The sequence below is a fragment of the Streptomyces sp. STAM6 genome (assembly GCF_054963715.1).
In genome coordinates, this window is sequence record NZ_JBUEFZ010000010.1 from 154340 (window position 1) to 178443 (window position 24104).

Sequence of the window (24104 nt, forward strand, 5' to 3'; positions counted from 1 at the left end):
CGCTCGTCACACCTTGAGGTACTTGCGCAGCGCGATCGCGGCTGCCAGGGAGGGCATGAGCAGGCCGATCACGACGACCAGCGGCAGTACCGCGATCACCGCGTCCCAGCCGACGAAATTGACCAGCGGCATGCTCTCGGCCAGTTTGAGCCCGGCGTCGATGAGGAAGTAGCGGCCGAGCAGCAGCATCACGCAGGCGACCACGCCACCGAGCAGGCCCGCGACGGCGGCCTCCATGATGAACGGCATCTGGATGTAGAAGCTGGACGCGCCGACCAGCCGCATGATGCCGGTCTCACGCCGTCGGCTGAACGCCGAGACGCGCACCGTGTTGACGATCAGCATCAGCGCGATGACCAGCATCAGGCCCATGACGAACAGGGCGGCGACGTTCATGCCCCGCATCATGTTGAAGAGGTTCTCCAGGATGCCGCGCTGGTCCTGGACGGAGTGCACGCCCGCCCGCCCGGCGAACGCCGTCGCGACGACCTTGTACTTCTCCGGGTCCTTCAGTTTGACCCGGTACGACTCCTGCATCTGGTCGGGCGTGATGATGCTGGCGATGGCCGTGTCGCCGTACTGGTCGCGGTAGTGCTTGTAGGCCTCGTCGGCCGTCTCGAAATGGACGGTCTGCACGATGTCCAGCTTGTCGAGATCGGTCTCGATCTCCTTCTTCTGCTGGGCGGTGACCGCTCCCTTGGCGCAGGTGCCCCCCGTCTCCGCGTCGTTCTTGTTGCAGAGGTAGATGGTGACGTTGACCTTGTCGTACCAGAAGTCCTTCATCACGCTGACCTGCTCGCGCATGAGCAGGGCGCCGCCGAAGAGGGCGAGCGAGAGGGCCACGGAGACGATGACGGCGAACGTCATCGTGAGATTGCGACGGAGGCCGACACCGATCTCCGAGACTACGAACTGGGCGCGCATGGCGTGCGTTCGACCTTTCCTTGCTGCTGCTCAGTGCTGGTAGCCGTAGACGCCGCGCGCCTGGTCGCGTACGAGACGGCCTTTTTCGAGCTCGATGACGCGCTTGCGCATCTGGTCGACGATGTTCTGGTCGTGGGTCGCCATGACCACGGTGGTACCGGTGCGGTTGATCCGGTCCAGCAGCTTCATGATGCCGACGGAGGTCTGCGGGTCGAGGTTGCCGGTGGGCTCGTCGGCGATCAGCAGCATGGGCCGGTTGACGAAGGCCCGGGCGATGGCCACGCGCTGCTGCTCACCGCCGGACAGCTCGCCCGGCATGCGGTCCTCCTTGCCGCCGAGGCCGACCAGGTCGAGCACCTGCGGAACGGCCTTGCGGATCTCGCCGCGCGGCTTTCCGATGACCTCCTGCGCGAACGCCACGTTCTCCGCGACCGTCTTGTTGGGCAGGAGACGGAAGTCCTGGAAGACGGTGCCCAACTGGCGGCGCATGTGCGGCACCTTCCAGTTGGAGAGCCGGGCCAGGTCCTTGCCGAGGACGTGCACCTGGCCGTGGCTGGCGCGCTCCTCGCGCAGGATGAGGCGCAGGAAGGTGGACTTTCCGGAGCCGGAGGAGCCCACCAGGAACACGAACTCGCCCTTCTCGATCTCCAGGGAGACGTCCCTGAGCGCGGGGCGGTTCTGCTTCGGATAGGACTTGGAGACGTTGTCGAATCGGATCACGGGTGCACCACGGTCGGCCGGGAGTAGGTGTGCGTGACCATACGCGACTGGGCATGCCCCGCGCAGTCGGCGTCCGGCCTTGTTCCTTTTGTCCCGTCGGCCAAAGCGCTTCGGCCCTTGCCGAACCGGGGGTGATCCGGCGGGGCGCGCCTAAACTCGCGGAAGCTGGCACAGTGGGAGGGGGAACGGATGCGTTTCCCTGAGCGTTGTGCGGAGAGAACTGTGTGCACAGTCCGCGTTTGCGGCTCCGCCGCGCGGGAGGAGGAAAGCGCATGACCTATGACCGACTGGTGTGCGCCAACTGCGCGGCGCCCGTCAGCGAGGGCCGTTGCCCCGTGTGCCGGGCGAATCGGGAGCGCCTCCAGCAGACGGGCCCCCTCGGCGGTCTGAGCCCGGTGGCCCTCCTGACACTGCTGGTGATCCTGGTGGCGGCGGCGGCCCTGCTGGCCCACCAGACCGTGTGACGACAGTCGCTGCGTACAGGACACACAGGGACGCACCGAACGTACAGAAGGGCCCGGAAGACCACCTGCGTGGCTTCCGGGCCCTTCTCCGTGTCAACGGAGCCTTACCGGCCGGTACGGGCCTCAGGCGGCCGTACGACCGCCGCCCACGAGGCGGGGCAGCATACGGAAGCCGATGCCACCGGCGATCATCGTCGCGGCACCGATGAGCAGGAACGAGGTCTCGGCGGCGCCGGTCTCGGCGAGCTCCTCCTTGGCCTTGCCCTGCTCGACCGGCTGCGAGCCGGCGGAGTCGGTGTCGGTGTTGTCGGCGCACTCGGCGCCGTCGAGGTCGACGGTGCAGGTGCCGGCGTCGCCGGTGGTGGAGCCACCGTTGTCGCCGGTGCCGCCCTGGTCGCCGGAGCCACCCTGGTCGCCGCCGCCCTGCTGGCCACCCTGCTGAGCGCCACCCTGCTGACCGGCGTCCGTGCCACCCTGCTGGCCACCCTGCTGGGCACCACCCTGCTGACCGGCGTCCGTGCCACCCTGCTGGCCACCCTGCTGAGCGCCACCCTGCTGACCGGCGTCCGTGCCACCCTGCTGGCCACCCTGCTGGGCACCACCCTGCTGACCGGCGTCCGTGCCACCCTGCTGGCCACCCTGCTGGGCACCACCCTGCTGACCGGCGTCCGTGCCACCCTGCTGACCGGCGTCGGTGCCACCGACCTGCCCGGCGTCGGTGCCGCCCTGCTGACCGGCGTCCGTGCCGCCGACCTGCCCGGCGTCGGTGCCACCCTGCTGACCGGCGTCCGTGCCGCCGACCTGCCCGGCGTCGGTGCCACCCTGCTGGCCCGCGTCGGTACCGCCGACGGTCTGGCCGACGGTGTCACCGTCGTCGCCGATGCCGAGGCCGACGTCAACGCCGTCCTGGTCGGCCTCCGCCTGGACACCGATGCCGGCGACGTTCACATCTATGCCGACGGCCGAGGCGGCACCCGCCGCCGTCAGGGACGCACCGGCGGCGATCACCGCACCAGCGGCGATCCGCGCAACGCGGACCCGCGTCTTCTTGGTCATCTGCCTGCTACCCCCAGTAGCTGATCTGTCAGTGGAGCTGCGCTCCGGGCGCGGACACTGGGGGCCCTTGCTGGTTCCCCCGATCACACACGCCCCAGACATGCGCATGCCGCGCGCCAGCTTTCCCACTTTCAGGACAAGCGTCAAGGTCGTTGCGCGCGTGATGCCCGGAATGATCACACTTGCCTGGCCTGCAACGATGCAACTGTGACGTAAAAGCCGAACACCCGCCTGTCAAAGGCCAGTTTCCTTGTCGACAAAGCGAGCGAATCGTGTACTCGCCGCTTGCGCCAGCGAATTCACCCAGCTCCTCACACGGCATACGCAAGAGGCGCCGGACCACCCGTGCGGGGGTCCGGCGCCAATGCCGGGGTGAACGGCGGGAGTTACTTCTCCGACTGCTTCCGCCAGCGGATGCCCGCCTCCAGGAAGCCGTCGATCTCGCCGTCCAGCACGGACTGCGGGTTGCCGACCTCGAACTCCGTACGGAGGTCCTTGACCATCTGGTACGGGTGGAGGACGTACGAACGCATCTGGTTGCCCCAGGAGTTGCCACCGTCGCCCTTGAGGGCGTCCATCTTGGCCTGCTCCTCCTGGCGGCGGCGCTCGAGGAGCTTCGCCTGGAGGACGTTCATGGCGCTGGCCTTGTTCTGGATCTGCGAGCGCTCGTTCTGGCAGGAGACCACGATGCCGGTCGGGATGTGCGTGATGCGCACGGCCGAGTCGGTCGTGTTGACGCCCTGGCCGCCCGGGCCCGACGCGCGGTAGACGTCGACGCGGAGCTCGGACTCGTCGATCTCGACGTGGTCGGACTGCTCGACGACGGGCAGGACCTCGACGCCCGCGAAGGACGTCTGGCGGCGGCCCTGGTTGTCGAAGGGCGAGATGCGCACCAGGCGGTGCGTGCCCTGCTCCACGGAGAGCGTGCCGTACGCGTACGGCGCCTTGACGACGAAGGTGGTCGACTTGATGCCGGCCTCTTCGGCGTACGACGTCTCGTAGACCTCCGTCGAGTACCCGTGGCGCTCGGCCCAGCGCAGGTACATGCGCTGGAGGCGCTCGGCGAAGTCGGAGGCGTCGACGCCGCCGGCCTCGGCGCGGATGTTGACCAGGGCCTCGCGCTCGTCGTACTCGCCGGAGAGGAGGGTGCGGACCTCCATCTCGTCCAGCGCCTTGCGCACGGCCGTGAGCTCCGCCTCGGCCTCGGCGCGGGTGTCCGGGTCGTCCATCTCTTCGGCGAGCTCGAAGAGGACCTCGAGGTCGTCGATGCGCCCGCGCAGCGCCTCGGTCTTGCGGACCTCGGCCTGGAGGTGCGAAAGCTTGCTCGTGATCTTCTGCGCCGCCTCCGGGTCGTCCCACAGGGACGGGGCCGCGGCCTGCTCCTCGAGCACGGCGATGTCTGCCCTCATCTTCTCGAGGTCCAGAACGGCCTCGATCGACCCCATGGTCGAGGAGAGGGACTTCAGCTCTTCGGATACATCGACGACTGCCACGACACCAGCGTAACGGCTGGGCGCGAGAGCCCGGCCCCCCGGCCGCTCCCCGGGCCGGGTCGGGGGCCTGTTTCCGGCTCCTCCTAGGGCTGGGAGGGGGCCGATCGCTGGGAGTCCTGGGGCGGGGTGCCCTGGTCGTCGTCGCTGGTCGCGACGTAGCCGCCGACGCCCGCCGCGGCCACCAGCGCCAGCGCGGCCACACCCAGGGTGAGCCTGCGCTTGCGGACCGCTTCGGACCGGTGCCGGGCGGAGCCGGGCCGCCGCCCGCCGGCCGGCCGGGGGGCCCGGGCGGTGCCCAGAGGACCGCCGGACAGCTCGTCCGGGGCGGGGACGCGCATCGAGGTGTGGGTGTCCCGGTTCGAGTCCGTGGACGAGCCGGGGACCAGCGGGACGGCTCCCCTGCGGGGGGTGGAGGGAAGGGTGGGGTACGGGTCGTCCTCGTACGGCTCCGTGGCCGGCTCCGCGTCGGGCTCGTCGACATCCAGCGGCGGCATGCCCGCGACGAGCGGGAGCAGGTCGTGCAGGCGCGCGGCGAGCTCGGAGGCGCGCAGCCGGGAGGCGGGCGCCTTGGCCAGGCACTGGACGATCAACTGCCACAGCTCGTCCGGGATGCCGGGGAGCGGGACGACGGTCTCGGTGACGTGGCGGCGCAGGACGGCGCCGGGGTGGCCGCCGCCGAACGGGGTGAAGCCCGCGAGCAGCTCGTAGAGGACCGTCGCCAGGGCGTAGATGTCGACGGCCGCGCGGGGCGGCAGGCCCTCGACGATCTCCGGGGCCAGGTAGTCGGGGGTGCCGATGATCCGGTTGGTCTTGGTGCGGCGCGGGGTGTCGATCAGCTTCGCGACGCCGAAGTCGGTGAGGAGGGCGGGGTGGGCGCCGCCGGGCCCGAGCGGGCCCTCCATGTCCAGCAGGATGTTCTCCGGCTTGACGTCGCGGTGGACGACCCCGGCGGCGTGCGCGGCGGCGAGGCCCTCGGCGACGTCCGCGATGATCGCGACCGCCGCGGCGGGGGCGAGCCGGCGCTCGCGGTCGAGCCGGGTGCGCAGGTCGGTGCCGCGGACCAGGTCCATCACGAGCGCGAGGTCGTTGCCGTCGACGACGAGATCGCGGACGGACACCACGCGTGCGTGGTCGAGGCCGAGCAGGGCGGTGCGCTCCTGGACGAAGCGCCCGACGAGTTCCTGGTCCGAGGCGAGGTCCTCGCGCAACAGCTTGATGGCGACGGGGCCCTCGGGGCCCTCGCCGAGCCACACCGTGCCGGCGCTGCCCCGTCCGAGGATCTGATGGGCCGTGTACCGGCTGCCGATTTTCCGTGCCAAGACTGCTCCCTCAGCGGCTGGCGTTCCCGACAAAGTTACGCGGCCGCGGGCACCGGTACTCACCTCCGGGGGGAAATCACCCCCCGGAAGTCGACAAATCGGCAGAGTTACCGCTGTTACTGCGGGGCGGAGGGCGTCTGTGAGTCCGCGCCGAGCTGCGAGACCCAGTCGCTCACCTTCGAGATGCCGTCGCCGATGGCGTCCCAGTAGCTCTGGCCCTGGGCGACCCAGTCCTGGAGGAACGTCTCCCAGGCCAGCCAGCCGGCGCCGACCAGGATGACCACCATGAACAGGCAGCCCTTGAGACAGCCGAGACCGGGGATGCGCATCGGGTTGGCGCTGCGCTGCCGGGGGGCGCGCGGCTCACGCGGGGGGCGCGGGGCCGGCTGCCGCGGCTGCTGCTGGGGCTGCTGCTGCTGCGGAGGCTGCGGCGCGTACTGCTGCTGCGGCGGCGGCGCGTACTGCTGTCGCTGGGGTGGCCGCTGCTGGGGCCGCGGCTGGGGCGCGTACTGCTGCTGCGGCGGCTGCTGGTACTGCTGCTGCGGCGGCGGAGGCGCCTGGCGCTGGGGACGGCGGCGCAGCGGGTCCTGGCTCGGGTCCAGGTACTGCATCTGCGTCTGCTCGTTGCGGTCCCGGGCGGCGCGCAGCTGGGTCTGCCAGGGGTGCGGCTGCTCGGGCTGCGGCGGGCCGTCCGGACGCGGCGGTACGGGCGGCATGACCGCGGTGGGATCGGCCGCGCCCGGGGCACCCGGGCCGCCGGGGCCGCTGGTCGGCATGACGCTGGTGGCGGCCGCCGGGTCGTACTGGGGGCCGCCGCTCGGCAGGACCTGGGTCGCGTCCGCCGCGCCCGGGACCTGGGGCACCTGGGCCGGGGAGGGATCCGGGGCGAGGAGCGCGCCGACACCTTCGGCGGCCTCGATCTGGGCCGGCGTGGAGTGCACGCCGATGCCGGACGCGACGGTGCGCAGGCCACGGGCGAGGTTCTCGGCGCTGGGACGGCGCTCGGGGTCCTTGCTGAGGCAGCGCTCGATGACGGTCCACAGCGGGCCGGGCACCGTGGAGGGGCGGCGGGGCTCCTCGCTGAGGTGGCGGTGCAGGACTTCGAGCGCGGTGCCTCCGGCGAACGGGGGACGGCCGGTGACGAGTTCGTAGAGCAGGATGCCGGCGCCGTAGATGTCCACGGCGGAGGTCTGCGGGCGGCCCTCGGCCGACTCGGGCGCGACGTAGGCCGGCGTGCCCACGAACTCGTGGGTGCGGGTCAGGCCCGGGGAGTCCGCGAGGCGCGCGATGCCGAAGTCGGTGAGCATCGGGTGCATCTCGCCGTTCCGCTCGGCGAGCAGCACGTTGGCGGGCTTGAGGTCGCGGTGGACCACGCCGTCGGCGTGGCTCGCGGCGAGCGCGTCGGCGATCTGCGCGGTGAGGAGGGCCGCGGCGACCGGGGTGAGCGGGCCGTTCTCCCGGATGTAGCGGTGCAGGTCCGGACCGTCGACCAGGTCCATCACGAGGGCGAGCAGATCGCCCTCGACGACGAGGTCGCGGGTGCGCACGATGTTCGGGTGGGTCAGGCGGAGGAGGACGGAGCGCTCCCGCAGGAAGCGCATCACCACATCCGCGTCGTTCGCGAGCTCCTCCTTGAGGACCTTGATCGCGACGGTCTCGCCGGGCTGTCCCGGTACGGCCGCCTCGGCGCCCGCGGTCTCACGCTGGCGGGCTCGCCAGACGGTGCCCGTGGCGCCGCGTCCGAGCGGCTCCTCGAGCAGGTACTTGCTGCCTACCGGCCGCACGTCATGCGCTCCCTGCGATCGTGGTCCTTGCCTCCCCGGGCTCCCTCGCGGGCCTGCCCGGGTTTCCGACCCACTCTAAAGCCGCTCGCTGTCGCGCGGGGTGGTGAGCGGTCGGTCGCCTTCCGGTCCTGTTCGGAAGGAAGACGCGCGCGTCGTGCACTCGGTTGCCGCGACAACGCATCTCCGAGGGTCACACATGGACCCAAGTTGTGCGCAAGCTGGCGTTTCACTGATCACCGTCGATCGTTCAAGATCATTCGGGGGTGGGTCGCGGGCGTGTTGTCGGCCGCAGGTGCGAGGATGCCTCCAGCACGGCGCACCGCGGGGCCGGGGGTCACGCGGTCCGTGCCGACCTGTACCGGACGACGTGTCCGCGCCGGGTGGGGGGAGATCGACGGGCCGCTCCGCGAGCCCCTCCGCCTGCCGGGCGCGCCGCGCAGAAGGGACCGCTGACGGCGATGCAGATCCGGCTGACCGTCCTCGCCGCGCCGCTCGGCGGCCAGACCGCGGGGCGCGCCTGTGACGTGCTCGTCACCGCCCCCGCGGGTACCGCGCTGGCCGCCGTCGCCTCCGGGCTGGCGGCCGCCGTGTCCGGTCCCGACACTTCAGGCACCGTCGTGCTCTACGCCGGCCGAGAGCGGCTCGATCCCCAGCGCTGCGCCCTGGGCGAGCCCCCTCTGGTGGACGGCGCGGTCCTCTCGCTCCAGGTGCCCGGCGAGGACCACGCGCCCCTGGACGGCGCCTCGGCGCGCCTGCACGTGGTGGCGGGGCCGGACGCCGGCGGCGTGCATCTGCTGCACGGCGGGCAGATCCGGATCGGCCGCTCCGCGGACGCCGACGTGCCGCTCGACGACCCGGACGTCTCGCGGCTGCACTGCGCCGTGACCGTTTCGGAGAGCGGCCGGGTGACGGTCGCGGACCTCGGCTCGACGAACGGCACGACGCTCGACGGTGTGGAGGTCGGCTCCCGCCCGGTCCGGCTGACGCCGGGGGCACTGCTGCGGCTGGGCGAGTCGTCCCTGCGGCTCTCGGCGGGGCCGCTCTCCGGGGACGGCACCTCCGGGTCGCTGGTGACGGCCCCGGACGGCGAGGGCCATGTGCGCGTGAGCCGCTCCGGTGCCGGGGACGGCGCGGCGGAGCAGGACGGCGCGGACGTTCCCGCCCAGGCGGGAGCGGGGACACCGGCCCGCGGAGCCGTCCCACCGAGCATCCCGGCGCAGAGCGGTCCCCGCGACGGCGCGACGGCTCCGGCCGGGGGGCCGGCGAGCGCGGAGCCCCGCCCGGGCGTGGGTGCCGTCCTCGGCGTACCAGAAGGCGATGCCACGCACGCGCGGGCGCTGGACGTGCCGGACGAGGGCGAGGCCCAGGGCCATGGACAGGGGACGCCCCCGCGCGGGACGTCCGTGCCCCCCAGCGTGTACGACGACGGTGCCGTGAGGGTGCCCGCCCCGCCCCGCAAGCGCGGCATAGGAGCATGGGCCCGGCGCCTCGCGGGCGGCCGCGCGGAGGGCGCGGCGGCCGGGGACCCGCAGGGCGTCGAGCACCCGCCGGGCGCCCCCGCGGCACGCGGGATCGTCATGGAGAAGTGGCCGGACCCGGCGGCCGTGCTGCTCACCGCGCTCGGCCCCGGGCCCCGGCTGTGGGAGCGGGGGCCCGGCCACCCCGAGGCCCTGGTGGTCCGTCTGGGCTCGGCGGACCGGGCCGATCTGCCCGCCGTGCCCGTCACCGTCGGGCTGCGGGAGGCCGGCTCGCTCGGGCTCGCCGGCCCCAGGACCCGGCTGAGCGGGCTCGCGAGGTCGGTGGTGGCGCAGCTCGCCGCGCTGCACGCGCCGGCGGAGCTGGAGATCGTGCTGATCAGCGCCGACCGCAATCGGTCCCTGGAGACCCGCAAGCGGGAGTGGGGCTGGCTCGGCTGGCTGCCGCACGTGCGGCCGGCGCACGGCCAGGACTGCCGGCTGCTGCTGGCGTACGACCGGGACCAGGCGGAGGCCCGGACCTCCGAGCTGACCCGGCGGCTGGACGACGGGCCGCTCGGGCCCGGCTGGGCGAGCGCCGAGCGGCGGGCCGTCGAGGAGGAGGCGGCCCGGTTCGACGGCCCGCACACGGTCGTGATCGTGGACGGTGACCCGGGGTCGGCGGCGCTGCGGGAGACGACGGCCCGGCTGGCCGGCGCGGGCGCGGCCGCCGGTATCCATCTGATCTGTCTCGCCGAGACGCCGGCCGCCTCGCCGGTGTCGCCGGTCGCGGCGACGTACGAGACGGCGTGCGCGGCCTCGCTGCCGTTCCGTGAGTGCGGCGCGGTGGCGCTGCTGTCGGGCGACGTGGCGACGGCGCTGCGGCTGATGCGTACGGCGGGCGGGCAGCCGGCGGGCCACGGCACCGTCGGCGCCGTGGACGCCGTGTCCGCCGCATGGGCCGAGCGGTTCGGGCGGGCGCTGGCACCGCTGCGCGCCGAGGGCGCACCGCGCGGCCGGGCGGCCGCCATGGCGCTGCCGCCGTCGGCACGGCTGCTGGACGAGCTGGGCCTGGCCCGGGCCACGCCCGCGTCGCTGATGGCCCGCTGGGCGTCCGCGCCGGACGGCACCGCCGTGCTGGGCGCCGGGCCGCGCGGGCCGCTGTGCGTCGACCTGACCGAGGAAGGCCCCCATCTGCTGATCGAGGGCCCGCCGGGCAGTGGGCGTACGGAGCTGCTGCGCTCCGTCGCGGCCTCGCTGGCGGCCGGGTCCCGGCCCGACCGGCTGGGTCTGCTGCTGGTCGACGGCGCGGGCGGGGACCGCGGCGAGGGCCTGGCGCCGTGCACCGAACTGCCGCACGCCACCGAGCATCTGGTCGCCTCGGACCCGGTGCGGATGCGCGCGTTCGCGCAGGCCCTCGGCGCGGAGCTGAAGCGCCGCGCCGAGCTGCTGGGCCGTCAGGAGTTCACCGAGTGGCACGACCGGCAGGAGGCCGCGGACCGGACGGCCGGCCGGGGCAGGGCGGTCGCCGGCGAGCAGCGGGCGGGACAGCGCGTAACCGCCCAGGAGGAACAGCGGGTCGGACAGCGGGCGCCGGGCCTGCCGGAGCAGCGGGGCGGTGGTTCCGTCCCGCGGCCTTCCGCACAGCGGTCGGAGCCGGACGCCGCGCAGGCGGCCGAACAGAGTACGACGGGCGTCACCGGCCAGGTCGCCCGGCGCCCCGCCGGCAGTGCCGAGGAGCACGGCGACCCCCGCCCGGCGGAGGCGACCGGCCACCACCACGGCCGGCGTCCCGCGCCCACCGCCGTCCCGGGCCCCGCCGGCGCACCCGACCAGAGGTCCGGCCACCCGGCCGGTCATGGCGCGGGAGACACGACCGGCCACGGGCGGCATCCGCGGCCCGCCGACGGCACGCGTCCGTCCGGCGCACCCGACCAGCGGTCCGGACCGCACGCCGGGACGCCGACCGGTCCGCACCCGGCGGCCACGGCCGACCGGCGCGCGGCCGGGGCACCCGACCCGCACCCCGGCGCCGGGGCCGGTGCGCGCGGCGGGGAGCCGGACGCGGTGCCGGGGGGCCGCACCATGCGGCTGCGCCCCGCCGCCGACCGCCCCGACGAGGAGATCCCTCCGCCGCTGCCCCGCCTGGTGGTCCTGGTCGACGACTTCGACGCGCTGGTGGCGCCCGCGCTCGGCAGCCCGGGGCGGCCCGCGGCCGGGTCGGTCGTCCGGGCGCTGGAGGCGGTGGCCAGGGACGGTCACCGGCTCGGCGTGCATCTGGTGGCGGCGTCCGCCCGGCCGGAGCGCACGGCCGACACCGAGCTGGCCCACCGGGCCCGGCTGCGGGTGGTGCTGGACGCGCCGCCCGTCTCACCGGGTCCCGAGGACCCGGCGCCGGGCCGCGGCCGGCTGGGGCACCCGGACCGCCGGGTGACGCCGTTCCAGGGTGGGCGGGTGACCGGGCGCATCCCGCGCACGGCGACGCTGCGGCCCACCGTGGTGCCGCTGGAGTGGGAGCGGATGGGCGACCCGCCGGCCCGCCGCCCGGTGCGCGAGCTGGGCAACGGGCCGACCGACCTGGCGCTGCTGGCCAGCGCGCTGGAGCGGGCGGCCCGGTCGGTCGAGGCCGCCCCGCTGCCTCCGCTCACCGTCGTGCACCCGTGAAATCCCTTGTAAATCAGGGGGTTTGACCGCACGTCACGAGCGCATCACGATCAACGCCCCGACCCCGAAGGCGGTATTGCGACCCCCGGACACCGGGCGTAGACCTGTCGAACGGGACGAGCACGCGCACGGGAGAGACGGGGCAGTGATGCGTACAACTCTTCATACACGCAAGGCCGTCGTGGCGATGGCGGCCGCCGGTGCGCTCGCCCTCACCGGCTGCGGTGACGGCGACGGCGCCACGGGCGGCGCGGACGGGACCAAGGGGCCCGGCAAGGAGACCGCGACCGTTCGGCTGCCGAAGCTGGACGGGCAGCGGCTCCAGGTCGTGGCCGTGTGGACGGGGCCCGAGCAGCAGGCGTTCACCAAGGTCCTGGACGAGTTCGAGAAGCGCACGGGCGCCGAGGTGTCGTACGTGCCGACGCAGGACGCGATGCTGAACTACATCGGCACGAAGATCGCGGGGGGCTCCCCGCCCGATGTGGCGATGCTCCAGCAGGTCGGCGCCCTTCAGCAGGCCGTGGAGCGCAAGTGGGCCAAGCCGGCAGGTGCCGAGGTGAAGGCGCAGCTGGCGAAGAACTTCTCCAAGGGCTGGCAGGACCTCGGCTCGGTGGGCGGCACTCCGTACGGGGTGTACTTCAAGGCCGCGAACAAGTCGCTGGTCTGGTACAACGCCGCGGCGTTCGACAACGCGGGCGTGACCGAGTCGAATACACCGAAGACGTGGCAGGAGTTCCTGGCGACGGCCGAGACGATCTCCGCCTCCGGTGTCACGCCGGTCTCCGTCGGCGGCGCGGACGGCTGGACCCTCACCGACTGGTTCGAGAACATCTACCTCTCCCAGGCCGGGCCGGAGAAGTACGACCGGCTGGCCAAGCACGAGATCAAGTGGACCGATCCGTCGGTGAAGCAGGCGCTGACGACGCTCGCCGAGCTGTTCGGCAAGCCGAGTCTGATCGCCGGCGGGGCGGCCGGGGCCCTGCAGACGGAGTTCCCGGCCTCGGTGACGCAGACCTTCACGGGCGGCGATCAGCCCAAGGCGGCGATGGTTTTCGAGGGCGACTTCGTTTCGATCAACATCGGTCAGACCAAGGCCAAGATCGGCACGGACGCGAAGGTGTTCCCGTTCCCGGCGGTGGGCGCCGAGGCGCCGGTGGTGACCGGCGGCGATGTGGCGGTGGCCCTGACCGACAAGCCCGCGTCGCAGGCGCTGCTGACGTTCCTGGCCTCCCCCGACGCGGCGCGGCTCTGGGCCGGCGAGGGCGGGTTCATCTCCCCGAACAAGTCGCTGGACCCGGCGGCGTACCCGAACGACGTACAGCGCGACATCGCCGAGGCGTTGATCGCGGCGGGTGACGACTTCCGCTTCGACATGTCGGACCAGATGCCGCAGTCGTTCGGCGGCACGCCCGGCAAGGGCGAGTGGAAGGCGCTCCAGGACTTCCTGAAGAACCCCAAGGACATCGCGGGCACCCAGGCGCGGCTGGAGGCCGACGCCGCCAAGGCGTACAAGAGCTGACGCGATGACCGCGGCGAACGCGGGGGGCGGGGCTTCGCCCCGGCCCCCGGAGAAGCGCAGGGGTGACGCCTCGGGCACCGGCGCCGGCACGACCGTCCGGCGAGCCGTGCGGGCGGGCGGTCCGCGCGGCCGCCCGTCGCGCCGGGGCGTGACCGGTACGCGCGGGCTGGTGGCGGCCGGGTTCCTGCTGCCCGCGCTGGTGCTGCTCGGCGCCCTGGTGGTGTACCCGATCGGGTATTCGGTCCAGCGGTCGTTCTTCGACCAGTCCGGCGGCGGCTTCGCCGGACTGGACAACTACCTGGAGATCTTCACCGACGACACGATCCTCACGGCCGTGCGGAACAACGCGGTCTGGGTGGTGTTCGCCCCGACCGTCGCGACCGCGCTCGGGCTGATCTTCGCCGTGCTCACCGAACGGGTCCGCTGGGGCACGGCGTTCAAGCTGGTCGTCTTCATGCCGATGGCGATCTCGATGCTGGCCGCCGGGATCATCTTCCGGCTGGTGTACGAGCAGGACCCCGAGCGGGGCGTGGCGAACGCCGTATGGGTCGGTGTGCACGACACGTTCGCCGAGTCCGCCTCGTATCCGAAGGCACGCCCGCTTCCGGTGCATCCGCTGGAGGCGGCGGGCGGCGGGGCGTTCGTCACCAAGGAGCCGGTGCGTGCCGGGACACCGGTGCGGCTTCCGCTGGTCGGGGTGGCGCCCGGCAAGATGCCGGACGACGCCGGGCCCGCGCGGACGGCGCCGGCCGGTGACGACGGCGCGGTGACCGGCACCGCCTGGCTGGACTTCACCCGGGGCGGCGGGGGCACGACGAACGTCATCGACCCCACCGAGCCGGGCCTCAGGGGCCTCGAGGTGGAGGCCGTCAAGGACGGCCGGGTGGTCGCCACCGCGACGGCGGGCGCGGACGGCACGTTCTCCCTGCCCAAGGAGGCGGACGGCGCCCTGCTGCGACTGCCGGAGAGCAACTTCCGGGAGCCGTACAACGGCGTCGACTGGCTCGGCCCGTCGCTGGTCACCCCGGGGATCATCGGCTCCTACGTCTGGATGTGGGCCGGGTTCGCCATGGTGCTGATCGCGGCCGGTCTCTCCGCGCTGCCCCGGGAACTGCTCGAGGCCGCGCGGGTGGACGGCGCCAACGAGTGGCAGGTCTTCCGCCGGGTGACGGTCCCCCTGCTCGCGCCGGTCCTCGCGGTCGTCCTCGTCACGCTGATGATCAACGTTCTGAAGATCTTCGACCTGGTCTTCATCATCGCGCCGGGATCGGTCCAGGACGACGCGAACGTGCTGGCCCTCCAGCTCTACCGCTCGTCCTTCGGCACGGACGCCCACCTCGGCGTGGGCAGCGCGATCTCCGTCCTCCTGCTGCTGCTGGTGATCCCGGTGATGTTCTTCAACGTCCGCCGCATCAGAAGGGAGGGCCGGCGATGAGCGACACCATGGTCCGGGCCCGGCGGTCGCTCGGCGGTCGGATCGCCGCCCGTGCCGGCGGCGGGGCCCTGCGGGTCTTCCTCGTGCTCGTGGCGCTGTTCTGGCTGATGCCGACGGTCGGTCTGCTGCTCTCCTCGCTGCGCGACCCGGCCGACATCAGTGCCTCCGGCTGGTGGGAGGTCTTCACCGCCCCGGCGCAGCTGACCACCGCCAACTACGCGCGCCTCCTGGAGAACGAGACCCTCACGGGCTCACTGGTCTCCACCGTGTCGATCACCGTGCCGGCGACCGTGCTCGTGGTGGTGATCGGCTCGCTCGCCGGGTACGCGTTCGCATGGCTGGAGTTCCCCGGCCGTGACTGGTGGTTCCTGCTGGTGGTGGGGCTGCTGGTGGTGCCCGTGCAGGTGGCGCTGGTGCCGGTGTCGAAGCTGTTCGGTGTGATCGGCATCTTCGAGACGACGGCCGGCGTGGTGCTCTTCCACGTGGCGTTCGGCCTGCCGTTCGCGATCTTCCTGCTGCGGAACTTCTTCGCGGAGATCCCGCGCGAGCTGCTGGAGGCGGCGCGGCTGGACGGGGCGGGCGAGATCCGGCTGTTCACCCGGGTGGTCCTGCCGCTCGGCGGCCCGGCCATCGCCTCGCTCGGCATCTTCCAGTTCCTGTGGGTGTGGAACGACATGCTGGTCGCGCTGATCTTCGCGGACTCCGAGTCGCCGCCGATCACGGTGGCGCTCCAGCAGCAGGTACGCCAGTTCGGCAACAACATCGACGTTCTGGCGCCCGGGGCCTTCGTCTCGATGGTGATCCCGCTCGCCGTGTTCTTCGCCTTCCAGCGCCAGTTCGTCTCCGGAGTGATGGCGGGCGCCGTGAAGTGAGGGGGTCAAGTGACCCACGGGGCCCGGGGGATGATCCCTCGGGCCCCCGGTCCGGCATTTGTCCCCCGTATGCCACGGTCGGCGTAACCCGATCGGTTCATCGGCAGTTTCCGGGCCATGCCCCGGTTCAGCGTCATCGTCCCCGCGTACAAGGTTCAGGCGTACCTCCACGAGTGCCTGGAGTCCGTGCTTTCGCAGTCCTGCGACGATCTCGAGCTGATCGCCGTGGACGACTGCTCGCCCGACGGCTGCGGAACGATCATCGACGAGTTCGCCGCGCGCGACCCCCGGGTCGCCGCCGTCCACCTCACGGAGAACACCGGTCTCGGCCCCGCGCGCAACGCCGGTCTCGCCCGGGCGACCGGCGACTACGTCGTCTTCCTGGACGGTGACGACACGCTGGTCCCCGGGGCGCTGCAGGCGGTCTCCGACCGGCTCAAGGAGACCGACTCGCCCGACGTCCTGGTGTACGACTACGCGCGCGTGTACTGGTCGGGCGAGGCGGTGCGCCACGAGTTCCGCCGCCACCTCGGCCAGGGCGGCCCGGCGCCCTTCGCGCTCACGGACCGTCCCGGCCTCCTCAACGTCCTGATGGTGGTGTGGAACAAGGCCTACAGGCGGGAGTTCCTGGAGCGGGAGGGCTTCACCTTCCCGCCGGGGATCTACGAGGACACACCGTGGACCTATCCGGTGCTGATGGCGGCCGACACCATCGCCACCCTGGACCGGGTCTGCGTCCACTACCGCCAGCGCCGTACCGGCAGCATCCTGCGCACCACCAGCATCAGGCACTTCGATCTGTTCGAGCAGTACGACCGGGTCTTCGCCTTCATCGACGCCCACCCTGAACTGGCCCGCTGGCGCCCCGTCCTGTTCCGGCGGATGGTGGACCACTTCACCTCGGTGTTCACGGCGCCCGGGCGGCTGCCGCGCGGCACCCGCGCCGACTTCTTCCGCCGGGCCCGCGCCCACTACCACCGCTACCGCACCCCCGGTGCCACACCGAAGTTCACCACCCGGCTGCGGCACGCGTTCGTGCGCCTCGGCAGCCACCGCGCCTTCCGCGCCATCACTCTGCTCCGCGCGGCCAGGGGGCCGGCCCTGCGCCACGCCTCCACGGCGCTGCGGGCGGTGCGCGGCGCCCTGCTCCAGCTGCACTACCGCATCCAGCTCTGCCTGCCGCTGCGCGACGACCGGGCCGTGTTCAGCGCGTACTGGAGCCGTGGGTACGCCTGCAGCCCGGCGGCGATCGAGGAGCGGGTGCGGGAACTGGCCCCGCGGATCCGCACATCGTGGATCTGCGCCCCCGCGTACGCGCACACCGTTCCGCCCGGCACCCGCAAGGTACGGCCGGGGTCGGCGGCGTACTGGACGGCGCTGGCCCGCTCCCGGTACCTGGTCAACAACGTCAACTTCGACCGGCGGCTGGTGAAGCGGCGCGGCCAGCTGCTGATCCAGACCCAGCACGGCACACCGCTCAAGCACATGGGCCTGGACCTGCAGTTCCGGCCGGCCGCCGGCGGCACCACGGACTTCGCCGGGCTGCTGCGCAACATCGACAAGTGGGACTGCCTGGTGTCCGCCAACCCCCACTCCTCGATGGTGTGGGAACGGGTCTACCCGGCCGCCTACCGGATGCTGGAGTACGGCTCCCCGCGCAACGACGTCTTCCAGCGGGCGACCGCCACCGATGTGGCCCGGCTGCGTGAGACCCTGCGCATCCCGGCCGGTCACACGGCGATCCTGTACGCGCCGACGCACCGCGACCACGTCCGGCCGCAGCGCCGGCTGCTCGACCTGGAGCGGGTGCTGCTGCAGCTGGGCCCGCGGTTCGTGATCCTGGACCGCAGGCACCCCACGCACGGGGACGGCCCGGAACCGGTCGACCACCCGCGGATCATCGACGTCTCCGACCACCCCTCGGTCGAGGCGCTGTGCCTGGCGTCGGACGCGCTTGTCACGGACTATTCGTCGCTGATGTTCGACTACGCGGGCCTCGACCGGCCGATCGTCGTGCACGCCGAGGACTGGGAGGCGTACGACGCCACCCGCGGCACCTACTTCGACCTGCGGGCCTTCCCGCCGGGAGCCGTCGCCCGCAGCCAGGACGAGCTGATCGACATCTTCGCCACCGGTCACTGGCGCGGCTCGCGCTCCGCCCAGCTGCGCGCGGCGTTCCGGGCGCGGTTCTGTCCGTACGACGACGGGTTCGCCGCCGAGCGGGTGGTGCGGCACCTGTTCCTGGGCGAGGACCCGGCCGGTCTGCCGCCGGTCGTACCGCTGGAGAAGCGCAGTCCGGCACCGGCTGCGGGCGCCGCCGGGACGACGGTGTTCCCGGCGGCCCAGCGGCGCGCCCCGCAGGACGCCCCCGCGAGCCCCTAGACCGGGCCCGCGTTCAGTCGTCCCGGGTGCCGTCCAGCCGCGAACCTCCTTCCGGCACCCGGGCCTCCTCCCCGGGGCGCGGGCGGTCAGCCGCGGACCAGGGCCTTGGCCATCCGCCGCACCGGCCCGCGCTGCACGACCGGGCCGAGGAGCCGGCCGGCCAGGCCCCGCGGCTGCCAGCGGATCTGCAGCCGCCCCGCGTCCCGGCCCTCCGGCTCGACCGTGATCCGGTGCCGGCCGGGCCCGGCCACCTCGAACGGCTCGAAGTCCAGGGGCGCGAGCAGGACCCCGGTGTTGCCGGTGTGGCCGTCGCTCACCTCGAGCACCGGGTGGCGCACCCCCCGGAAGCCGTGCACGGGCAGCGGGGCGGCCGCCGGATCGAGCCGTACGACGCCCTCGAAGGCGCCGCGGCCCGCCGGGTCCATCCGCAGCCGGGTGGTGTGGCGCCGCCCGGCGGGCGAGAGGTGCACCCGGGCGGCGAGCGGGGCGAGCGGGAGCCGCAGTCCGGGGTCGTAGGTCCGTACGGTGAGGTCGACGGAGGAGCCCGGTCCCCGGTCGACGCGGGTGATCTCGTGACGGAACGAGGCCGAACCGAACGGGCAGCCCGCCAGGTCGAGTCCGGTCAGGTCGAGGTCGCGCCGGGCCGCGTCCCCGGCGGGCAGGGTGCCGCCCCAGTAGGTGCGGCCGTCCTCGCCGGTGACGGTCTCGCGGGGGCCGGCGCCGTGCCGCAGCCCCCGGGCGGCGAGGCGCGCCTCCTCGTACCGGCACTCCCGCAGCAGGCCGATCACGACGCGCTCGGTCCGGTCGAGCCGCTCGAAGGCCGTGTCCGAGAGGCCGTCGAGGTAGGGCATCAGGACGGCCGCGAACTCGGCGATCCAGCCGGTGTCCCGGCCGGGCAGGTCGCCGGCGTACAGCCGGAGGTCGTGGGAGAGGAACTTGTAGTCCTTCTCCTCGCGGACGGCCGCCGCGACGCCGTGTTCGGCGAGGAACCGGTCGATGCGGCGGGCGACGGTGACGCGGTCGCGGACGTTGGCGATGAGGTGGCGGCGGTTGGAGATGGTGGCGTCCCCGACGGCCGCGTGGGGCGCGATGTACCAGCGGTAGACGGGCTCGGTGATGACGGTGAACGCGCGGGCGAGGGTGTAGGCCTGGGCGGAGAAGAGCTGGTCCTCGTAGTGGAGCCCCTCCGGGAAGCGCAGGCCGTGCCGGTCCAGGAACTCCGCGCGGTACATCTTGTTCGTCGACAGGGGTTCGAAGAGGAGCCGGGGTTCGTCCTCGATGCCGCGGACGGTGCGGCGCCGGCCGAAGAGGTGCCCCATCCACAGCGAGGTGTCGCCGGTGTCGGTGCGGACCCGCTCGACGGCGCCCATGGTGAAGTCGGCGTCCTGCCCGGTGCGGGCGGCGTCGGCGTGGGCGGCGAGGAGCAGTTCCACGGCTCTGGGCGGCAGTTCGTCGTCGCTGTCGAGGAACATCAGGAACGGTGCGCGGGCGCTCTCGATGGCGCGGTTGCGCGGGGCGCCGCAGCCGCCGCTGTTCTCCGGCAGCCGCAGGACGCGGATCCGGTCGTCCTTGGCGGCCAGGGCGGCCGCGACCTCCGGGGTGGCGTCGGTGGAGTGGTCGTCGCTGATGACGATCTCGACGGCGCGGTGCGACTGGGAGCGTACGGAGTCGACCGCGCGCCGCAGCCGGCCGGCGTCGTTGTGGACGATGACGGTGACGGTGACGTCGGGGCCGGTGCCCGTGCGGGTGCTCATCGGCGTGCGGCCTCCTGCGGGGTGGGGGCGGGTGTGCGCCGGTCGAGCGGCAGCACGGGCGGCAGGCTCTCCTCGCCCTCGCCGAGGAACACCCGGCGTACGACGCGCTCGGCGGCGTGGCCGTCGTCGTACTCGCAGAACCGCAGCCGGAAGTCGTGGCGCTGTTTGGCGGCTGCCTCGTCGCACCAGGTGCCGTCGGTGAGGATGCCGGTGAGTTCGTCCTGGCTTCGGGCGACGGGTCCGGGAGGTTCGGCGAGCAGGTCGAAGCAGACGCCGCGGGTGACGGTGTAGGTCTCCCAGTCGTCGGCGTGGACGACGATGGGGCGGTCGAGGTTGGCGTAGTCGAACATGATCGACGAGTAGTCGGTGATGAGGGCGTCGGCGGCCAGGGCGAGGTGTTCGACGGGGTCGTAGCCGGTGACGTCGAGGACCCGGCGGTGCGGGGCGCCGGGCAGGGCGGTGTGGAAGTAGTGGCCGCGGACGAGGAGCACGGTGTCCTCGTCGAGCTGGTCGGCGAGCCGGACGAGGTCGAGGCGGGGTGTCCAGCGGGCCTCGTAGTCGCGGTGGGTGGGGGCGTACAGCAGGGCACGCCGGCCGGGTTCGATGCCGAGGCGGGCGCGGGCGGCCAGGACGTCGTCGGCGGTGGCCCGGTAGTGGATGTCGTTGCGGGGATAGCCGTAGTCGAGGGAGCGGTAGCCGGAGGGGTAGGCGCGCCGCCAGGTCTCGGTGGAGTGGCTGTTGGCGGAGAGGCTGTAGTCCCAGCGGTCGACGCGTTCCAGCAGGGTGTCGAAGTTGAGTCCGCGGGCGGCGGCGGGGTGGGCGCGCTGGTCGACGCCCATGCGTTTGAGGGGGGTGCCGTGGTGGGTCTGGACGTGGACGCTGCCGGGGCGCTTGACGACGGCGGTGGGGAAGTTGACGTTGTTGACGAGGTATTTGGCGCGGGCGAGGACGTCCCAGTAGCGGCGCGTCCCGGGGACGACGTGGTCGGTGCCGGACGGGAGCAGCGGGACCCGGTCCTCCTCGGCGATCCACACCTGGCGGATGTCGGGGGCGAGTTCGGCGAGTTCGGCGGCGATGGCGGCGGGGTTGCAGAAGACGCCGCGCCCCCAGTACGCGGAGAAGACCGCGAGGTCCTCGTCGACCGGCCGGCGCAGGGCGCGGTGGTAGCGGCGGCGGGTGCGGACGCCGGCCGCGCGGCGGGCCCCGGCGGTGACGCCGTCCTGGACGGTGCGGCGTTTGTCGTTGACGATCCGCAGCAGCCGGTAGCGCAGATAGGCGTTGTGGCCGAGCAGGGAGTGGCGTACGCCGTCGAGGCCGGCGGGCCGCCGGTGGCCGTCGGGCCGGTACCGGGCGGCGTGCCGGGCGGCCCGCCGGAAGTACTCGGTGAGCAGGGCGGGCGGCAGTTCGTCGCGGCGGGCGAGGGTGGCCAGGTAGTCGCCGACCATGCGGTCGTAGAGCCGGGCGCGCAGGGCGGCGGGCGTGTCGGCGGCGGCGGACAGCCGGTGCAGCCGCTCGTACTGGCCGAAGACGGTGAAGTACTGCTCGGCACCGGCCGCGCGGCGCTGGGCGGGCCGGTCGGTGCGGTGGGCGAGGGCGACGGTGTCGCAGCAGGCGACGGAGCGGGCGAGGAGCAGCACGGCGTGCGAGAGGTACAGCTCGTCGTGGCCTTCGGTGCCGATCAGTTCGGGGTGGTCCTGGAGGAGTCGGGCGCTGATGAGCCGGTTGCCGAGGACGGGCGCGAGGTCGAGGAGGGCGGGGGTGGCGGCGAGGGTGGTGGTCGCGGGGGCCCGGCCGAGGATGGCGGTGTCGCCGCTGGGGGCGGCGTCGTCCCACCAGGTGGCCCGGTGGTGGTCGCACACCAGGACGTCGGGCCGCACGGGGGTGCCGCCGAGCCGGTCGAGCCGGGTGGCGAGGGCCGCTGCCGCGCCGTCGGGGAGCCGGTCGGCCGGGTGCAGGAACTGCAGGTAGGCACCGGTGGCGGCGCGGGCTCCGGCGGCCCGGGCGACGGCGGCGGGGGCGCCTGGCGGGACGGGGACCACGGTGACGCGCGGGTCGCGCAGTTCGTGGACGCCGACGAGGGCGCGGGCGGTGTCGTCGGCGACGGTCACCACGATGTCGAGGTCGGGGTGCGTCTGTCCGGTGACGCTCTCCAGGCAGGCGCGCAGCCGGCTGTGTTCGCAGCGGCCGGACACGATGACGCTGAGGTGGGTCATGGGGGGCGTGCGGTCCTTGTAGAGGGGGTTCAGTTGCGTTGGCCGGCGAAGACGGTGACCAGGCCGATGACCACCAGGAGGGAGCCCGTCCAGGTCCACACCGAGGTCCGCTCGTGCAGGAGCGTGGAGCCGGCCAGCACGATCAGCAGGTAGCCGAGGGCGTTGAAGGGGTACGCGACCGAGAGCGGCACCCTGGCGAGGGTGGACATCCAGGCGACGGCGGAGACGGCGAAGACCGCGAGCCCGAGCACGACCCAGGGTGTGGTGGCGGCCCGGGCGGCGAGGGAGCCGCCGTCCTTCTCGGCGGCGGTGGCGGCGGCGCGCATGCCGTGCTTGAGCATGATCTGCCCGGCGGCGGACGAGAGGACCGCGAAGAGCAGCAGGAGGAGGCTGGGCAGGGTCACGGTCCTTCTCCCGGTTGCCGCCGGTGGCGGCTCACACGCCCACGCGGTCGGTGGGGGCGCGGTCGGCGGGGGTGAACTGACGGTTGAGGATGTCCTGGACATCGATGTGCTCCCCAGCGATGAGCGTCCGCGCCGCGTGCGGCGTGAGCAGGGCGACGTACTGGTAGCCGAAGAGGGTCGGCCGGATGCGGGTCAGCAGCTTCGACACCCGGCCGAGGACGGTGGCCGGGAGGCCGCCGCCGAGCACCGACCAGAAGGGGGCGCCGGTCGCGGTGAGGGACAGCACGTCGTATCCGGCGGATCGGACGGTGCGGCGCAGGCTGGCGCGGGTGAAGAAGCGCAGGTGGGTCTCGTCGAGGATGCCGCGCCGGTCGTAGTCGAAGATGCCGAGGGCGACGCGCAGCCGGGAGTACCAGTGGCCGAAGTTCGGTACGGACAGCAGGACCCGGCCGCCCGGGGCGAGGACGTCGCGCAGCCCGTTCAGCAGGTGTTCGGGCCGGGAGAGGTGTTCGACGACGTCTCCGGCGACGATGTAGTCGTAGTCGTCGCCGATGCCGTCGGGCAGGCCGTCCTCCAGGTCGGCGAGGAGGAATCCGCCGGAGCAGCGCTGCCGTACGCCGTCGGTCTCGACGCGGTCGATGCCGGTGACTTCGTGGCCGAGGGCTTCGAGGCGCTCGGCGAAGAGGCCGCCGGAGCAGCCGACGTCCAGGACGCGTCCCGGCGGCAGGGTGCGCATCGCCTCCAGGATGACGGCGTGCGAGGAGCCGTCGCCCTCCTTGAAGGCGTACGCGGCGGGTTTGGGGATCCAGTCGCAGGTGCCGAACCCCTTCTTGGCCAACCGGTAGGCGAGGACGTCCTTGATGACGTCCTTGGCGTACCGCATGCCGTTGACGTAGCAGATCTCGTCCCCGTAGTAGGTGGGGATGGGGATCTCCCGGATGCGCATCCCGGCGTCGACGAGCTGGACGATGATCTGGGTGTCGAAGTCGAAGGCGTCGGTGTTGCGGTCGATGGGCAGGCGCCGCAGGGCGTCGACCTTGTAGGCGCGGTAGCCGGAGTGGAATTCGGTGAGCCGGGAGCCGATGAGGGTGTTCTCCAGGCGGGTCAGGACGCGGTTGCCGAGCCATTTGTAGACGGGCATGCCGCCGCGCAGTGCGTCCTTGGGCCGCATCATCCGTGAGCCGAACACGGCTTCGCACTCGCCCTTCTCGAGCGGCTCGACCATGTCGGGCAGCAGTTCGGGGGCGTACTGCCCGTCGCCGTGCAGCAGCACGACGATGTCCAGGCCGCGTTCGGCGGCCAGGGCGTAGCCGGCCTTCTGGTTGCCGCCGTAGCCGAGGTTCTTGGTGTGCCTCATGACGACCGTCGGCGGGCTGCCGTCGTGCTGGGACCAGCGGCAGCCGGCGGTGAAGGTGGCGTCGTGGCTGGCGTCGTCGAGGATCAGGATCTCGGCGATCTTCGTCCGGAAGTCCTCCGGGATGCGGTCGAGCGTCTTCTCCAGGGTCGTTTCCGCGTTGTACGCCACCACGAGGATGCCGATCCGGGGGCCGGCGCCCTCCGTCCCGGGACTCGCGGGACCCATGGGACTCACAGGATGCACGGGGCTCTCGGGACTCACGTGACTTCTCCGATCTCGCGGGGTCGGGA

Annotated in this window: 16 protein-coding genes; 7 read left to right on the forward strand and 9 right to left on the reverse strand. The window is 73.0% G+C overall.

Translation table 11 applies throughout. The annotated features are described in order from the left end of the window. Nucleotides 1-6 precede the first annotated feature (6 nt). Entirely contained in the window at nt 7-924 is a 918-nt protein-coding gene (gene ftsX, locus ACY34K_RS15265) for a permease-like cell division protein FtsX (protein WP_462747143.1), read from the reverse strand. A 30-nt stretch (nt 925-954) separates the two neighbouring features. Then, a complete protein-coding gene (gene ftsE, locus ACY34K_RS15270; RefSeq protein ID WP_345487862.1) occupies nt 955-1644 on the reverse strand; it encodes a cell division ATP-binding protein FtsE in 690 nt (229 codons plus the stop codon). Nucleotides 1645-1916: 272 nt separating this feature from the next. Between ftsE and ACY34K_RS15275 the strand changes: the two genes are divergently transcribed. Both ACY34K_RS15275 and ACY34K_RS15280 read left to right on the forward strand, forming a co-directional pair. After that, on the forward strand, nt 1917-2108 hold the full coding sequence (locus ACY34K_RS15275; protein WP_462747145.1) for a hypothetical protein: 192 nt from the start codon (nt 1917-1919) through the stop codon (nt 2106-2108). A gap of 90 nt (nt 2109-2198) precedes the next feature. Continuing rightward, nucleotides 2199-3188 carry a hypothetical protein gene (locus ACY34K_RS15280; RefSeq protein ID WP_462747147.1) on the forward strand — a complete coding sequence of 330 codons (990 nt, stop codon included), beginning with the start codon at nt 2199-2201 and terminating at the stop codon, nt 3186-3188. 362 nt (nt 3189-3550) lie between these two features. Here ACY34K_RS15280 and prfB read toward each other — a convergent pair whose 3' ends face one another. From prfB to ACY34K_RS15295, 3 genes are all read right to left on the reverse strand, one after another. Further along, nucleotides 3551-4657 carry a peptide chain release factor 2 gene (prfB, locus tag ACY34K_RS15285; RefSeq protein WP_462747149.1) on the reverse strand — a complete coding sequence of 369 codons (1107 nt, stop codon included), beginning with the start codon at nt 4655-4657 and terminating at the stop codon, nt 3551-3553. A gap of 83 nt (nt 4658-4740) precedes the next feature. Next, entirely contained in the window at nt 4741-5976 is a 1236-nt protein-coding gene (locus ACY34K_RS15290; protein ID WP_462747151.1) for a serine/threonine-protein kinase, read from the reverse strand. Nucleotides 5977-6092: 116 nt separating this feature from the next. Beyond that, nucleotides 6093-7760: a serine/threonine-protein kinase gene (locus ACY34K_RS15295; protein ID WP_462747153.1), complete on the reverse strand. Its 1668-nt coding sequence runs from the start codon at nt 7758-7760 to the stop codon at nt 6093-6095. Nucleotides 7761-8218: 458 nt separating this feature from the next. Here ACY34K_RS15295 and ACY34K_RS15300 point away from each other — a divergent pair, with 458 nt between their 5' ends. The 5 genes from ACY34K_RS15300 (at nt 8219) to ACY34K_RS15320 (ending at nt 18086) form a co-directional block, all read left to right on the forward strand. After that, nucleotides 8219-11878 carry an FHA domain-containing protein gene (locus ACY34K_RS15300; RefSeq protein WP_462747154.1) on the forward strand — a complete coding sequence of 1220 codons (3660 nt, stop codon included), beginning with the start codon at nt 8219-8221 and terminating at the stop codon, nt 11876-11878. Between the two features lie 148 nt (nt 11879-12026). Continuing rightward, on the forward strand, nt 12027-13397 hold the full coding sequence (locus ACY34K_RS15305; RefSeq protein WP_462747155.1) for an ABC transporter substrate-binding protein: 1371 nt from the start codon (nt 12027-12029) through the stop codon (nt 13395-13397). A 4-nt stretch (nt 13398-13401) separates the two neighbouring features. Continuing rightward, complete coding sequence (locus ACY34K_RS15310; protein ID WP_462747157.1) at nt 13402-14832, forward strand: carbohydrate ABC transporter permease; 1431 nt, start codon at nt 13402-13404, stop codon at nt 14830-14832. Further along, nucleotides 14829-15704: a carbohydrate ABC transporter permease gene (locus ACY34K_RS15315; protein WP_462747158.1), complete on the forward strand. Its 876-nt coding sequence runs from the start codon at nt 14829-14831 to the stop codon at nt 15702-15704. Before ACY34K_RS15310 ends, ACY34K_RS15315 begins: the two co-directional genes overlap by 4 nt. Before the next feature lie 117 nt (nt 15705-15821). After that, entirely contained in the window at nt 15822-18086 is a 2265-nt protein-coding gene (locus ACY34K_RS15320) for a bifunctional glycosyltransferase/CDP-glycerol:glycerophosphate glycerophosphotransferase (protein ID WP_462747160.1), read from the forward strand. An 86-nt stretch (nt 18087-18172) separates the two neighbouring features. Here the strand turns inward: ACY34K_RS15320 and ACY34K_RS15325 are convergent, their stop codons facing one another. From ACY34K_RS15325 to ACY34K_RS15340, 4 genes are read right to left on the reverse strand one after another with little or no spacing between them, the layout of a single operon-like run. Then, nucleotides 18173-19840, reverse strand: a complete 1668-nt coding sequence (locus ACY34K_RS15325) for a glycosyltransferase family 2 protein (protein WP_462747162.1) — start codon at nt 19838-19840, stop codon at nt 18173-18175. Then, entirely contained in the window at nt 19837-22053 is a 2217-nt protein-coding gene (locus tag ACY34K_RS15330; RefSeq protein WP_462747163.1) for a CDP-glycerol glycerophosphotransferase family protein, read from the reverse strand. Before ACY34K_RS15330 ends, ACY34K_RS15325 begins: the two co-directional genes overlap by 4 nt. A gap of 29 nt (nt 22054-22082) precedes the next feature. Next, nucleotides 22083-22457: a DMT family transporter gene (locus ACY34K_RS15335; RefSeq protein ID WP_462747165.1), complete on the reverse strand. Its 375-nt coding sequence runs from the start codon at nt 22455-22457 to the stop codon at nt 22083-22085. Between the two features lie 31 nt (nt 22458-22488). Continuing rightward, a complete protein-coding gene (locus ACY34K_RS15340; protein WP_462747167.1) occupies nt 22489-24039 on the reverse strand; it encodes a methyltransferase domain-containing protein in 1551 nt (516 codons plus the stop codon). Nucleotides 24040-24104 lie beyond the last annotated feature (65 nt).

What these genes read in the sequence shown, in the direction of transcription:
- ftsX (WP_462747143.1), bottom strand. Translation starts at nt 924, where the DNA reads ATGCGCGCCCAGTTCGTAGTCTCGGAGATCGGTGTCGGCCTCCGTCGC.
- ACY34K_RS15275 (WP_462747145.1), top strand. Translation starts at nt 1,917, where the DNA reads ATGACCTATGACCGACTGGTGTGCGCCAACTGCGCGGCGCCCGTCAGC.
- ACY34K_RS15300 (WP_462747154.1), top strand. Translation starts at nt 8,219, where the DNA reads ATGCAGATCCGGCTGACCGTCCTCGCCGCGCCGCTCGGCGGCCAGACC.
- ACY34K_RS15305 (WP_462747155.1), top strand. Translation starts at nt 12,027, where the DNA reads ATGCGTACAACTCTTCATACACGCAAGGCCGTCGTGGCGATGGCGGCC.
- ACY34K_RS15310 (WP_462747157.1), top strand. Translation starts at nt 13,402, where the DNA reads ATGACCGCGGCGAACGCGGGGGGCGGGGCTTCGCCCCGGCCCCCGGAG.
- ACY34K_RS15315 (WP_462747158.1), top strand. Translation starts at nt 14,829, where the DNA reads ATGAGCGACACCATGGTCCGGGCCCGGCGGTCGCTCGGCGGTCGGATC.
- ACY34K_RS15320 (WP_462747160.1), top strand. Translation starts at nt 15,822, where the DNA reads ATGCCCCGGTTCAGCGTCATCGTCCCCGCGTACAAGGTTCAGGCGTAC.
- ACY34K_RS15325 (WP_462747162.1), bottom strand. Translation starts at nt 19,840, where the DNA reads ATGAGCACCCGCACGGGCACCGGCCCCGACGTCACCGTCACCGTCATC.
- ACY34K_RS15330 (WP_462747163.1), bottom strand. Translation starts at nt 22,053, where the DNA reads ATGACCCACCTCAGCGTCATCGTGTCCGGCCGCTGCGAACACAGCCGG.
- ACY34K_RS15340 (WP_462747167.1), bottom strand. Translation starts at nt 24,039, where the DNA reads ATGGGTCCCGCGAGTCCCGGGACGGAGGGCGCCGGCCCCCGGATCGGC.